We start from the raw sequence: 13,699 nt of genomic DNA on the forward strand, positions 1-13,699 counted from the left end.
CCATGCGAGACTGCCGTTCGATGGGGTTATCTTGCCCATCCAACCGTGGCTGCAGGCGCCGGAAGCGTATACGTGTCGATTAAGAGGATCAAATGCGAAGGAGGCTGGGTTGGGGATATTCCCCCAATTGACCGCCGGAAACCCATTCACCAGTCCGCCCCACAACAGTCCTCCGGTCGAACTCACTTTATGGCCAGTTTTGGCAATCGCAAAGTAAACGGATTGATCGACGGGATCCATACCAATGGCGGCTATAGGAGAATTAAACAGAGGAGAGGTGTAGGTCCACGCAGGAACCCCCGAAGCTCCATTCAGCCTGACAACTTTAGGATTGAAGCCGGTCACGCCAACGACGACGTCATTGGTCACTGCGGCGTTCACCGTGGCGCCTGTGGCCATCCCGAAGACCATCAGGCCGGCTAGGAGGTGCAACCCAAGCCTACTGCCGTCCCTTGGCGGAGATTGTTTTATCCGATTTTTACAGAAAAATATCACTCGGCGAAGGATTGCGCGGGAACATCAGGGCGTCAAGACCCCCCGCGCCGGCTGGTGTCCTTCCGTCGGTAAAACAAGTATTCAGGACGGGTCTTAACCTATCCTCAACCGCCGGTCTGTTTTCAATAGTCACCCGGGGTCGAGACTAGGCTTCTCCGTTGACATGGAGAGAGTCTCGCCTGCACGTGGTTTGCACAAGTCTGAATTTTCATGCATACTTCAAAAGTGAGCAATAAGCGTCGAAGAGATCAGCAGCGGTTTGAAAAGGAACGCAGAGCCGTGGGCCCGGCCGAAGGCGTTATCTCGGACCCGGATTCTCTGTCTCAGCGGTTGCCCAAACCTTTGACCCTGCTGGCGCTCCTTGGGCTCTATGGGTGGCTGCTCACATGGTGGAAGGGGTTCCTTTATTCCTTTTATACGACCCACTTCCAGGATAACATCCGCACCATCGGCGCGTTCGTTGATCTGCTCAGCCAGATCCGCTTCGGCGTTATAGCGACGAATCTTCCCGACATCATCTGGACCGGCGCCATCTTCGCGTCCGCCCTTAGCCTGGGGCGCATCGCCCTGCATGCATTGAGGCTCGACTTGAGGGAGACCTGGGGTCGCAATTTTTATGCGCTCGGGATGGGCTTCGGGTCCCTTTCGCTTATCCTCTTGGCTCTCGGTCTTGCCGGTTTCTGGACCAAATGGGTCATGATCGCGCTTGTCGTTCTCCCGATCGCGGCGGCCGGGATCATGCGCTATGCCGGGTCCTTCGCGAACGGGCAGACGAGCGAGGCTCAGGGTCGGGCGGAGAAGATCACGTTTTGGGAGGGTCTTGGCTGCGCTCTGTTGGCGGCCTACCTCTTGATGAACTTCATGGCCGCCATGGCTCCAGAGCACTTCTACGATAGCCTCGTGTATCACTTGGCCATGCCGAAGCTGTACCTGCTGCATCAGCGGATCGTGCCGACGCCGAACATGATCTATTCCGGCGTTCCGTTCGGCACCGAGATGCTTTACGGGCTCGCCCTGGCTCTTGGAACGGAAACCTTGGCGAAGCTGCTCCATTTCGGATTCGGAGTCCTGATCGCAGCGACGATTTACTCGTGGTGCCTAAAGTTCGCAAACCGCAGAGTCGCATTGTTGGCGACTCTGCTCTTCTACTCCGCGCCGCTCGTTTGCTTCGCAAGCTCGGTCGCAAAGGTTGAGCTGCCGATGACGTTCTACCTGCTGCTCGCCGTTCTCCTGATTCTTGAGACGGTGCGGCTAGGCGAACTCGAGTCGGACGCGAAGCCGTTGATATTGGCGGGCTTCCTGGCCGGCTTCGCCTTCGGCACGAAATACAACGCAGGATTGTATATTCCCGTGCTGGCTCTTCCTCTCGTTTATAAGCAACTCCAGGCGGAAAGATTCGACCCTCGAATGCTCTTGAGGCAGTTGACCTTGTTCTTCGGCGCGACCGCGCTCGTGGCCAGCCCTTGGCTCGTAAAGAACTGGTTCTTCTATCACAATCCCACCTATCCGTTCCTCAACGATGTCTTTAAAGGCAGCGCCACCGCCAATGTCGCCGGACTGAGAAGCGACGCTCACGCCAGAGATCTCGCTTCAGCGTTCACGACGTGGCCGGGCTTCAAGAGCTTTATCGGCGGTATCTGGAACCCTGTCGCTCACGCCATGGACGGCTACGTGGGTCCGACGTTGCAGATCGGGCTGCCATGGCTTTTCTTGGCCCGATGGAAGACGATCCAGCAGAGGGGATTGTTCATCATAACGGTCGGGCTTTGGCTGGCGTGGGCGCTTCATTCGTCGCTGTCCCGCTTCGTCTTGCCGGCTGTCCCGCTATACTGCATCCTCGTCGCCAGCGCCCTTTGGCTGACCGAGCTTCCTCGCATGCTTCGGCTCGCCATCGTCGCAATTTTCATTTACACGATGACCATCAACATGGCCCGTGTATTCCTGATGCTGGCGAACCCAGGTACGTGGAAGGTCGCCTATGGCCGCATGACTAAATCCGATTACCTTCTCCACGAGCACCCGTCCTATAACGCGCCGTATTACGCCGGAGCGAAATTCATCAATGAGAACCTTCCGCAAGACGCGACCATTCTCTTCATTGGAGAAGAACGCGGGTACTACAGCGAAAGAAAATTCTTTACCGCCTCGGTGTTCGATGTCAACCCGATGCAAGGCCTGGCCGACTCCTCCGCCGACGCCGATGAGCTCTTGGCAAATCTTAAACGGAAAGGCATCACGCACTTGTTGGTCAACGCGGGTTCGGAGCACTATCATCGATGGCTGGAGGGGCTGCCGAGCGGAAGCCGGGCAAGGTATGAGAGCTTGCTGAAGGTCCGAGCCAAGCTGATTTTTAACCATGTGCAGGATCTTCCGAAGGACCGCGCCTGGGTCCAAGTTTATGAGCTTGGAGTTGTGTCTGGCGGGCCGGCATCATAGCCCTGGAGCTAGATAGACCGCTTCGAGGCGGAGTCTGCGGGTCGGGCGGGGCTAAAGGAGGGTTTTGGCCAGTTCGACGTTGAAGCGGTAGCCGTCTTCGCCCTTAACGGACTCGATGAGGTGCGCGAACTCTTCCAACTTGTGACGGATGTGGCTGACATGAGTCTTGATCGCCGTCGAGTCGGAGTTGGGCCAGGCGCGGCAAATCTTCTTGTGAATCGCTTTCGTATCGATGAGGGCGCCCTCCCCGCTCATCAATAGAAGGACGATGGCGGCCTCCGCCTTGGTAAACGCGGCAAGTCTGGATGCGCGCTTGATGCTGATCGTATGGAGCTTGAGGTCCAACCTGACGCCGCCGATTGATTGAACGCCTCGAGAATCCGTTCGAAACCGGCGTCGTCTGATCATCGCGCGAATCTTGGCCAACAGCCGGGCATTCGAGCCTGCCTTGACGATGTAATCATCCGCGCCGATATCGAGGCATGCGATCTCTTGCTGACACCGCTGATCTCCCGTGTGCATTAAGACCGGAAGGTATAGGTTGCTGGTGTCGTTGGCGCGCAGGCGCTCGCACACCTGTTTGCCGTCAAGGTTCGGCATGTGGAGATCTAAGATCACCAAGTCGGGCAGTTCGGACTTCGCCAAGCTGAGTCCTTTGGCGCCGGTGTCGGCCCACAAAATTCTTTGCTCTTTGAGGAGTTGCTTGAGGAGACTCGCGGTGTCCTCCTCGTCATCGATGACCAGGATGGTCAACTCTAACGGGAATCCAACGGCAGGAAGGCCAAGCTCCTCCACAGGCTCCCGATGCGGGCCGGCAGACGGAGTAGCGGGAGCGAGCGCTTGACACAGGACCGTCTGCCCGCGGATCATGCGCAAGAAGTGGCCACCCTCGAAGATATTCCCCTTATAGATGAAGGAATCCGTTCCAAGACTCTTAAACCGAGCCGCGGCCTCGTCCCTATGGAACATGCCCGAAATGGCGACGACGGGGATTGAGCGGAGGTTGCGGTCGGACTTCAATGCCTTCAGGAAAAACTCCGCGGAGCGGGTGTCGTTCGATCCTCTGCCGTCGAGGCAGAGATCCAGAACAATCAAGTCAGGCTTCCGCGTCTGGGCGCACACCAAGCCCTCTATTGCGGATTTCGCTTCGGAAGTCTGGAAATGAAATCGGCGAAGGTATTCGCATAAGGCAGGGCGAAACCCGTGGTCGTCGTCGATAACCAATATCCAGGGCTTTGCCTGCTCCGCGGATAAATCGGTAGCCGGACTGTCGATGCGTTCGAGGCTCATCAGTTGTAGGGACCGGAAGTGAATCGAGTTTAGCCGTTCCCCGTATGGTTCTCCAGGCTTTCAACCGTTTCGGACTCTGCCGTCGTTGGACCTCGCGTAGCGAGGTGGAGCGGCTGCGGACCGACCCGCCCCGAACGGCCGTCCGCCTTTCGGCGGACGGCCTCCGGTCCCCGTTCAGGCCGGCATGAGCCAGCCCGCCATCTTTCTCACTTTCAGGCGCGCCCGATGGAGTCGTGAGCGCACCGTGCCCTCGCGAAGCGCGAGCGTCCGCGCGGCCTCGGCGTAGGTCATTCCCCTCGCGTCGCACAGCGTCAGCACCTGCCGCTCGCACGCGCGCAGGCGGGCCAGCGCTCGGCGCACCAGGACCGTCGTCTCCGCGCGCTCCAGTCGCAAGAGCAGGTCCTCGTCCGCGCCCGCGAGCGTATCCCGGAGCCCGGTCCCTTCTCTGCCTTGGCAGTCGAGGGACAGCCCTGCTCGGCGCTCCATGCGTTTGCGCGAGTCCCTGAACGCGTTGCGCAGGATGCTGAGAAGCCAACTATGGACCGACTTCATCGAGTCGTGCTGCTTGCGCGCACGCAGAGCCCGATAGCAGGCCTCTTGAACCAACTCGTTCGCCTCGTCCGCGTCACGGCACAGCCCGAGCGCGAAGTTCCGCGCCTTCAGGTTGCTCCCATCCAGGTAGCCCTTGAGAGCCTCCGCCACGGCGTCCGGCTTCGCGGCCCGGCCTTTGTTCCCGTTCCGTCCGACGATCTTGCAGGTCTTTTTCATGTCGCACCTCCGCAGCACCCGGAGGGCGAGGGACCCGAGGAAGGCCGAACGGCGAGGAATAAATGGCGGGGCCCCACCCTGGAGACGGCCCCCGGTGCAGCCGGGCTGGCCGCCTCGCGGCACGCGAGCCGTCCGAAAACTAGGGGCTAGGCGGGGGTTGGGCCAGGTTTTCGGATCGCCGGCGGGGAGGGCCGTTTATGCCGCAGTGAGGAGGCCTTCGCTCCTGGAGTCCCGAGAAGCGAGGGGCGACATGAAAAAGACCGGAAAGGAGGAGGACGGGACGGGAAGGCGTGAAAAAAGCCAAGAAAAAATCTCCGCCGCCGAGCGGTGGAGACGGTGGAGTTCTCGGTCCCTGCCATCCGCAGGGCAGGGAGGAGCGTCCGCGGACCGTTCCGCGCGCCCCGGCAGGGGCGGAGAAATCCAAGCGGCGGTGGGCGGGGTGGGCGACCTGCTCGTCCACGCCGTCCACGGTCGCGGCGGTATCCACCGCAGGTCCTAGATAAGATGGACGAGCCGTACACCTGATCCCGTCGTTGTAGAATGCGCGGGTTGCTTCGGAAGAAGCCTATCCGCATACAACACGGAGGTGTACGGCTCTATGAGTCATTCTACCACAGTAGTCGGTTTGGACGTCCCCCCCCGGAAAAAACTACAATGGCACCGTGAGCCATCGGCATATCTGCGTCCACGGCCATTTCTACCAGCCCCCGCGGGAGAACCCGTGGACGGGGACGGTGGACCGAGAGGCCTCGGCGGCCCCCTTTCACGACTGGAACGCGCGCGTCGCCGAGGAGTGCTACGGGCCGGTCACCTTGGGCGTCCATGGCGGGTCCGACGGGCGGACGATCGCCTACGACGAGACGCTCAAGCGCCTCTCCTATGACTTCGGCCCGACCCTGATGTCGTGGCTCGAGAGCGAGCGTCCGGCCATCCTGCGCCGCGTACTCGCCGCGGACGCGGCCACCCAGACGGCGATCGCGCAGCCCTATTTCCATAATATATTGCCCTTCGAGTCGCCCCGCGACAAGGAGACCTTGGTGCGCTGGGGCCTGGCCGAGTTCCGTCATCGCTTCGGCCGCCCGGCGAAAGGCATGTGGCTTCCCGAGACGGCGGTGGACGTCGAGACGCTCGAGGTCCTCGCCGGCCACGGCGTCGAGTTCACCATACTCGATCCCAAGCAGGGCGAGGCGGTGCGCGACCTCGGCTCCGACGCCTGGGTCAAGCTCGACGCCGAGCACATCGACCCGAAGACCCCGTATCTCTGGGTGTCGCCGTCGGACCCGTCCAAGAAGCTCGTGATCTTCTTCTATCATCACCGCCTGTCGGCCGGGATCGTCAGCGGCGAGACGACGGTCAGCGCCGAGCACTTCGCCGGCGCCGTGCGCGGCCGGCCCTGGGAGGGCGACGCCGCCCAGCTCGCCCACGTCGTCAGCGACGGGGAGTTCTACGGCCACCACCATCCGGGCGCCGAGCGCGTGCTGGCGCTGACGCTCGACCTTCTCGAGGCCGACGGAATCCCGGCGACCGACCCCGCGCGCTTCCTCGCGCTGTTCCCCCCGCCCCACGAGGTCCGCATCCGGGAGAACACCTCCTGGAGCTGCGACCACGGCCTCGGCCGCTGGGACAAGGACTGCGGCTGCCGCTCGGCGCACCTGCCCGACTGGGACCAGCGGTGGCGGACCGGGCTGAGAGACGCCCTCAACAGATTGGCCCACCGCCTCGACGCGTTCTACGAGGACGACGCCTCGCGCTTCTTCGACGACCCGTGGAGGGTCCGCGACGAGGCGTCGGTCCTGTGGCTCGAGCCCGGCGACGAGCGCGCCTCGGCGTTCCTGAAAGCGCACGCCAAGCGCCCGCTTCTCGCCGACGAGGAGAGGCGCGCCCTCAAGCTGCTGACGATGCAGCGGGAGCGCCTGGCCATGTTCACGAGCTGCGGCTGGTTCTTCGACGACATCTCGGGCGTGGAGGCCGTGCTGTGCCTGACCCGCGCCGCGCGGGCCATCGACCTCGCCAAGCTGCTCGGCGAGGACGCCGAGGAGGCGTTCGTCGAGCGACTTGCCGCCTGCCGCTCGAACCTGCCCCGCTTCGAGAACGGGGCTAAAGTATGGAGGACTATGGTGGCCTCGTCGCGCGTCGGCCTGCCCCGCGCCGCGGCGCACGCGGCCGTGCTCGACCATCTCGGCCTGCCTGCGCCGGAGCCGCCGCTGCTGCGCTGGACGGCCGGCCCCGCGTTCCGCGCGGACAAGGCGGGCCTCGCCGGCCGCGAGCGGACCCTGTCGGTCCGGGACGTGACGGTCCGCTCCGTCGACACCCGGCAGAGCGCCGAGCTCCACGCGATCGTCCATCGCGCCGACCGTCTCGACTTCGCCGTCTGGCTCGCCCCTCGCCGCGAGGCGCTCGATCCGCTGACGATCGGGGACCAGTTCCTGCGCCTGCCCGACGACGAGTTCCGCGCGGCGATGGACGAGCGCTTCGGCCCCTCGGCCTTCGGCCTCGACGCGGTGCTCAACGACGAGCGCGCCGAGGTGGTCAAGTCCCTGGCCGGCGCGGGCGCGCTCGGCGCCTCCCGCGCCGCCTACCTCAAGCGCTGGGTCGAGTGCATGGCCGCGTTCCGCCGCGGCGGGCGGGAGGACGACGCCGTGCTCCAGCTCCTGTCCGAGTCGGCCGTGCATTCCTTCAACGCCTCCGAGCTGCCCTGGTCGTACGAGCTCGAGGACCGTCTCCACCGCCACATGGAGGCCGTCGTCGCCGAGCCCGTCGACTCCGCGCGGGCGTCGCGCGCCCTGCGCTGGCTCGACGCGCTCTGGGACGCCGGCCTTCTCGCCGGGACCTGGCGCCTGCGCGACGCCCAGCAGCGCTGGGCCGCCGCGCTCGAGGGACGAGGACCGTCGGCCGCGCTCGACGCCTGCCGCGCCGTCGGCGCGCGGCTCGGACTGGCCGACGCTTCACGGGGGATCTGCTGATGACCACCAAGCTCATACGACTCAACGACCAGAACGAGACGGTCCGCCTCCTCGGGGAGCAGGACGCCCGCCTGCGCGAGTTGGAAAGGGATTTCGGAGTGGAGATCTTCCTGCGCCAGGACGCCGAGAGCGGCGACCTGTCGCTGACGGTCAAAGGAAGCGCCCAGCGCGTGGAGAAGGCCGCCAAGCGCCTGCGGGCCGAGATCGAGGCGCTTCGCCGCCGCGCCGCCCCGGTCGACCCGCGCGGCTTCGAGCCGATCAACCTGGACGCGCCGTCGCTTCCCGAGGACGGCCTGTACCGCGCCCACAACGGGAAGGTCCTGCGCGCGCGCACGCCGAACCAGCAGAAATACTGCGACACGATCGCCGAGCACGACCTGACCTTCGGCATCGGCCCGGCCGGCACGGGCAAGACCTTCCTCGCGGTCGCCTGCGCCCTGCGCGCCCTCGAGTCGCGGCAGGTGACGAAGATCGTCCTCTCCCGCCCCGTCGTCGAGGCCGGCGAGAAGCTCGGCTTCCTGCCCGGCGACCTCATGGAGAAGGTGAACCCCTATCTGCGCCCCTTGTACGACGCGTTCATCTCCTTGCTCGGCGGCGAGCGCTTCCGCACCTGGCGGGACAACGACGTCATCGAGATCGTGCCGCTGGCCTACATGCGCGGCCGGACCTTCGAGGACGCGTTCATGATCCTCGACGAGGCGCAGAACACCACGCCCGAGCAGATGAAGATGTTCCTCACCCGCATGGGAACGGGCTCGAAGGCCGTCGTCACCGGGGACACGACGCAGAACGACCTGGGCGCGCGCGCGACCTCGGGCCTGGTGCGCGTCCTCGAGATCCTCAAGGGCGTGGACGGCATGGCCGTGGTCCGCATGGCCGAGGCCGACGTGTCGCGCCATCCTATCGTGAAACGGATCATCAGGGCCTACGACAAATGGGACGAAAAAGCGGGTTGAAGATCATCATCGCGGGAATGGCCTCCTTGCCGGCGTCGGCGAGGCGCGCCGCGCTGTACCAGAGGGCGGTACGCGAGGCGTTCGCCTCCTCGAAGAAGACGGCGGGGCGCCGCGGCGAGGTCAACGTCGTCTTCCTCGGACGCGCCGCGATGCTGCGCATGAACCGGCATTATCTCGCCCACGACTACGACACCGACGTGATCGCCTTTTCGCATGAAGTCCCTCCTGAAGTCGTCGGCGACGACCGTCCGTTAGGAGACATCTTCATCTCGTCGTGGATGACGCGCCGCCAGGCGAAGGCCCTGGGCCACTCCCCCGCCGCCGAGGCGGCGACGCTCGCCGTCCACGGCGCCCTGCACCTCACCGGCCACGACGACCACCGTCCCGCGGCGAAGGCCCGCATGTTCAAGGTCCAGGACCGGATCGTCGCCTCCCTGCGTGTCTAAAGCCGAGGCCGGGCCCGGGAACGGACTCACGGCGCCGTGGGCGCTGGGCGCCGCGGCGTTCTGGCTGGTCCCCGACCAGAAGATCATCCGCGCCAAGCTCCTCGCCGTGGAGGCCGTCGTCCTGCTCGCCGGCTTCCTCCTGGTCCGGCGTCTCGCCAAAAGCGGCGGCCCGGGCCGGCGCTCGCCTCTCGACCTCCCGGCGGCCGCGCTCGCGGGCGCGGGGCTCCTGTTCTGGGCTTTGTCCCCCGACCTCGCCGTCTCCCAGGCCGAAGCCGCCCGCCTCCTGTTCTGCGGCCTCGCGTTCTGGACGGCCGGCCGTTCGCTCGCGCCGGCCGGCCCCGAGGCGTTCCTGACGGCCTGGAGCGCGGGAGCGTCCGCCGCCGCCGTCTGGGCCGTCCTCGAGGCGGCGTCCGGGACACCGCGGCCCTTCGCGAGCTTCGGCAATCCGATCTTCCTCGGCACGGCGCTGGCCTCCGCCCTTCCGATCGCCCTGGCCCGCGCGCTGAAGCCGGACGGGACGAAGCGCGCGCTCTGGGGCGCGGCGGCGGCCGTCCAGGGCGCCGCCCTCCTGCTGACGCACTCGCGCGCGGCGGTCTTCGGCCTGCTGGCGGGACTGGCGCTGTGGGCGCTGGCGCGCCTGCGGGGGCGCGGCCTCGCCGCGGCGCTCGCCGCCGCGGCCGCTCTCGTCTCCGCCGCGGCGTGGGCGTTCCGGGGCCGCGAGTGGACGCACGCCCTGATCTGGCGCGACGCGCTGTCGCTGTGGCGCGCCCATCCGCTGCTCGGCTGCGGCCTGGGCCGCTTCCACATCGAGTTCCCCGCCTACGCCTCCGCGGCGCTCAAGGCCCGCTGGCCGGAGGGACGGGTCATCGTCAACTTCGCCCACAACGAGTATCTGCAGACTTTGGCCGAGACCGGCCCGCTCGGCCTGGCCGCGCTCGCCGCCGTCCCCGCCGCCGCGTGGCTCATGCTGCGCCGCGACGCGGCCCCCGACGGGAGCCTGGACCGGGGAGCGGCCGCGGCCGGCGCCTTGGCCTTGTTCGCGGCCGCCTTCGTCTCGCCGGACCTGCGCTTCGGCGCCTCGGCCTTCGCGGCCTTCGTCCTGCTGGCCGCGGCCGCTCCCGTCCGGCCCGCCGGGGCGGCGCCGCCCGCCGTCCTGCCGGCCGGCGTCCTGCTCGTCTTCCTCGGCCTCGCCGTCCAGCCCGCCCTCGCCGTGCGCCGCAACGCGATGGAGGCGCCCTTCCACTCGGGCGCCGACGCGGGGCTCATCCGCGAGATGGAGGAGCGCTTGGCGCGCTCGTCCGCGGACGCCGACGCGGCCGAGGAGCTCGGCTTCCTCAAGGCGAAGGCCTCGGACTTCCCCGGGGCGACGGCCGCCTTCCGCCGCGCGGCCGAGCTCGCCCCTTCCCGCCCCGGCCCGCTGAACAACCTCGGAAACCTCGCCTACCTCGCCAAGGATCACGACGGCGCGATCGGCTGGTGGGAGAGGTCCCTGGCCGCCGCGCCGGAGCAGATCGACGCGCGCCTCAACCTCGCGAAGCTCCTCTGCGAGACCGGCCGCCTGAAGCAGTGCTCGCGCCATCTCGACGAGGTCCTGCGCCGCGATCCGTCGAACGCGAAGGCCCGGGTGTTGTATAAGAAGATGGTCGAATGAACGCCGGCGCCCTCGCCGCCCTCCTTTTTCTGGCCCCCTCCCCGGCCCGCGCGGCCGCGCGGCCCGACCCGACGCTCTCGATCGAGGCCCGCGCCTTCAAGCCCGGGGAGATCGTCCTCGTGACCGTCGCCGGCAACGACGCCAAGACCCCGCCCTCCGCGTCCCTGAACGGCCGCGCCCTCGACTTCTTCCCGGGCCCGTCGACGGGGACGTGGCTCGCCTTCGCCGGCCTCGACCTCGACTTCTCGACCGGCCCCGCGGTCCTGGAGGCCGCGCTGCGCGCCCCCGGAGGCCGGACGGTCCGCTCGAGCGAGACCCTGCACGTCGCCGACGCGGGCTTCCCCGTCGTCGAGCTCACGGTCGACCAGAAGTTCGTGACCCCGGACAAGAGCGACTCCGAGCGCGCCGAGGCGGAGGCCGCCCGGCTCCACAAACTGTTCTCCAAGACCGAGGAGAAGCGCCTGTTCGACGGCCGCTTCGATTCGCCCATCCCCGGCGCCGCGACCGGGCGCCTGGGCGAGCGGCGCGTGTTCAACGGCCAGCCGCGGGCCCCGCACTCGGGCATGGACCTCAAGGCCAAGCAGGGCCAGCCCGTGCGCGCCCCCGCCGCCGGCAAGGTCCTGCTGGCCGATCCCCTGTTCTTCGCGGGCAAGACCATCATCCTCGACCACGGGATGGGACTGACCACGCAGTACGCCCACCTCTCGAAGTTCCTGGTCAAGCCCGGCGACCTGGTGAAGAAAGGCCAGGTCATCGGCAAGGTCGGCGCGACCGGACGCGTCACCGGACCGCATCTGCACTGGGCGCTGAAGCTGAAGAACTCCCGTCTCGATCCCTACTCCCTCGTCTTCCTCGATCTCGACGCGAAGCTCAAGGCCCGCGCCGAGGACCCCCTGACGCGCTCGCCGCTGTGCGGCCTCGCGGACCTCCCCGCCGCGCCGCGCTGGAGCAAGGCGTCCGCCGGGCTGCGCGCCCGCGCCCGCCCCGCGAAGGCCGCCTACGCGCCCGGAGAGAGCGTGTCCCTCCTCGTCGAGATCCAGAACGTCGGCAAGAAGCCCGCCTTCGTGGATTTCGTGCGCGACGCCGCCATGCGGCCGCTCGTGCTCGGCGTCGGCGAGCCCCCCCGGGCTTACGAGACCCTGCTGGCCTCGGGCACGGCCTCGGGCGCGCTCACCGAGCAGCTCAAGATCCCGAAGGGCCGGATCCTGTGCTTCGAGCAGAATCAGACCTCGGCGGGCCCCCTGCTGGCGCTCGAGACCACGAGCTACGCCCTGTCGTACGGGACCGAGTTCCTCTATCCGTCGACCTCGACCGCGCGCGCCGGCCTCTGGCGCGGGCGCCTCGCGATCCCGCCCGCGGCGGTCAGCGTTTCGGCGGGCTCTTCTTCGCCCGAATCCAGGTAAGGCCGCCGCAAGACCTCGGTCTCGACGGGGCGAAAAGCTATAATCTGCGCGTGAAGACCGAACACATCCCTTTCGCCGAGATCGAGAAGAAGTGGCAGGACAGATGGGAGGCCGAAGGGGTTTTCCGCGCGCCGAAGTCCCCGCGCCCCGGCCGCAAGTTCTACTGCCTCGACATGTTCCCCTACCCCTCCGCCGCCGGCCTCCACGTCGGCCACCCCGAGGGCTACACCGCCACCGACATCCTGTGCCGCTACAAGCGCATGCGGGACTTCGACGTCCTGCACCCGATGGGTTGGGACGCCTTCGGCCTGCCCGCGGAGAACTTCGCCATCGCCACGGGCACGCACCCGGCCAAGGTCACGCGCGACAACGTCGACAACTTCCGCCGCCAGATCAAGTCGCTCGGATTCTCCTACGACTGGGAACGCGAGGTCGACACGACCGACCCCGGCTACTATAAATGGACGCAGTGGATCTTCCTGCAGCTGTTCAAGAAGGGGCTCGCCTACGAGAGCACCGCGCCCATCAACTTCTGCCCGTCGTGCAAGACCGGCCTCGCCAACGAGGAGGTCTTCAACGGGGCGTGCGAGCGCTGCGGGACCAAGGTCGAGCGCAAGAGCCTGCGCCAGTGGGTGCTGAAGATCACGGCGTACGCCGACCGGCTCGAGAGCGACCTCGCCGGGCTCGACTGGCCCGAGTCCACCTTGTCGATGCAGAGGCACTGGATCGGGCGCTCCGAGGGCGCCGAGGTGACCTTCAAGTCGGAGGGCGGGGACGAGATCAAGGTGTTCACCACCCGGCCGGACACTTTGTTCGGGGCGACGTACATGGTGCTGGCCCCCGAGCACGCCTTGACGGACAAAATAACCACAGAGGCGCAAAGACACAAAGTCAAAGAGTACGTCGAGGCGGCGAGGAACAAGTCGGATCTCGAAAGAACGGAATTGCAGAAGGACAAGACGGGCGTGTTCACGGGCGGCTATGCCGTCAACCCCGTCAACGGGGCGAAGATACCGGTTTATATCGCGGACTACGTGCTGGGGTCCTACGGCACGGGGGCGATCATGGCGGTGTCGGCGCACGACGAGCGGGATCACGAATTCGCCGTCAAATACAACATCGATATAAAGACCGTGGTTTTGCCTCCCGCCGGGACGGAACTCGAAGAGGGAACGGCTTTTCCCGGCGACGGAACGGCAACGAATTCGGGACTCCTGGACGGGCTTCCTACGCCTGAAGCCAAGAAGGTGATTATCGCTTGGCTTGAAGAGAAGGGCCTCGGGGCCAAGCG

Annotated in this window: 9 protein-coding genes; 7 read left to right on the forward strand and 2 right to left on the reverse strand. The window is 66.3% G+C overall.

Annotated features, from left to right (window positions below; translation table 11 throughout):
* Window positions 1-720 precede the first annotated feature (720 nt).
* A complete protein-coding gene (locus HYV14_00355) occupies window positions 721-2,931 on the forward strand; it encodes a glycosyltransferase family 39 protein (protein MBI2384442.1) in 2,211 nt (736 codons plus the stop codon).
* 51 nt (window positions 2,932-2,982) lie between these two features.
* Here the strand turns inward: HYV14_00355 and HYV14_00360 are convergent, their stop codons facing one another.
* Both HYV14_00360 and HYV14_00365 read right to left on the reverse strand, forming a co-directional pair.
* Window positions 2,983-4,221: a response regulator gene (locus HYV14_00360; protein MBI2384443.1), complete on the reverse strand. Its 1,239-nt coding sequence runs from the start codon at window positions 4,219-4,221 to the stop codon at window positions 2,983-2,985.
* A gap of 174 nt (window positions 4,222-4,395) precedes the next feature.
* Window positions 4,396-4,989 carry an RNA polymerase sigma factor gene (locus tag HYV14_00365; GenBank protein ID MBI2384444.1) on the reverse strand — a complete coding sequence of 198 codons (594 nt, stop codon included), beginning with the start codon at window positions 4,987-4,989 and terminating at the stop codon, window positions 4,396-4,398.
* Between the two features lie 662 nt (window positions 4,990-5,651).
* On the opposite strand from HYV14_00365, the gene HYV14_00370 reads away from it, so the two are divergent.
* The 6 genes from HYV14_00370 to HYV14_00395 all read left to right on the forward strand — a co-directional run.
* Window positions 5,652-7,952, forward strand: coding sequence for a DUF3536 domain-containing protein (locus tag HYV14_00370; protein ID MBI2384445.1), 2,301 nt, complete (start codon window positions 5,652-5,654; stop codon window positions 7,950-7,952).
* On the forward strand, window positions 7,952-8,908 hold the full coding sequence (locus HYV14_00375) for a PhoH family protein (GenBank protein ID MBI2384446.1): 957 nt from the start codon (window positions 7,952-7,954) through the stop codon (window positions 8,906-8,908). The genes HYV14_00370 and HYV14_00375 overlap by 1 nt, the downstream gene beginning before the upstream one ends.
* A gap of 17 nt (window positions 8,909-8,925) precedes the next feature.
* Window positions 8,926-9,354: an rRNA maturation RNase YbeY gene (ybeY, locus tag HYV14_00380; GenBank protein ID MBI2384447.1), complete on the forward strand. Its 429-nt coding sequence runs from the start codon at window positions 8,926-8,928 to the stop codon at window positions 9,352-9,354.
* The gene (locus HYV14_00385) at window positions 9,347-11,005 is read left to right on the forward strand and encodes an O-antigen ligase family protein (protein MBI2384448.1); all 1,659 of its coding nucleotides are present in this window, start codon (window positions 9,347-9,349) and stop codon (window positions 11,003-11,005) included. Before ybeY ends, HYV14_00385 begins: the two co-directional genes overlap by 8 nt.
* Window positions 11,002-12,408 (forward strand): M23 family metallopeptidase, encoded by a 1,407-nt coding sequence (locus HYV14_00390; GenBank protein MBI2384449.1) that lies wholly within the window; start codon window positions 11,002-11,004, stop codon window positions 12,406-12,408. Before HYV14_00385 ends, HYV14_00390 begins: the two co-directional genes overlap by 4 nt.
* A gap of 44 nt (window positions 12,409-12,452) precedes the next feature.
* Window positions 12,453-13,699 (forward strand): leucine--tRNA ligase (locus tag HYV14_00395; GenBank protein MBI2384450.1); only part of this gene is annotated, 1,247 nt, incomplete at its 3' end.

The organism is Elusimicrobiota bacterium, from assembly GCA_016182905.1.
In the GTDB taxonomy this organism is placed as follows: Bacteria; Elusimicrobiota; Elusimicrobia; order UBA1565; family UBA9628; genus GWA2-66-18.

Excerpts from the sequence above, each read along its gene's own strand:
- HYV14_00360 (MBI2384443.1), bottom strand. The coding sequence starts at position 4,221 with ATGAGCCTCGAACGCATCGACAGTCCGGCTACCGATTTATCCGCGGAG.
- HYV14_00365 (MBI2384444.1), bottom strand. The coding sequence starts at position 4,989 with ATGAAAAAGACCTGCAAGATCGTCGGACGGAACGGGAACAAAGGCCGG.
- HYV14_00375 (MBI2384446.1), top strand. The coding sequence starts at position 7,952 with ATGACCACCAAGCTCATACGACTCAACGACCAGAACGAGACGGTCCGC.
- ybeY (MBI2384447.1), top strand. The coding sequence starts at position 8,926 with ATGGCCTCCTTGCCGGCGTCGGCGAGGCGCGCCGCGCTGTACCAGAGG.
- HYV14_00390 (MBI2384449.1), top strand. The coding sequence starts at position 11,002 with ATGAACGCCGGCGCCCTCGCCGCCCTCCTTTTTCTGGCCCCCTCCCCG.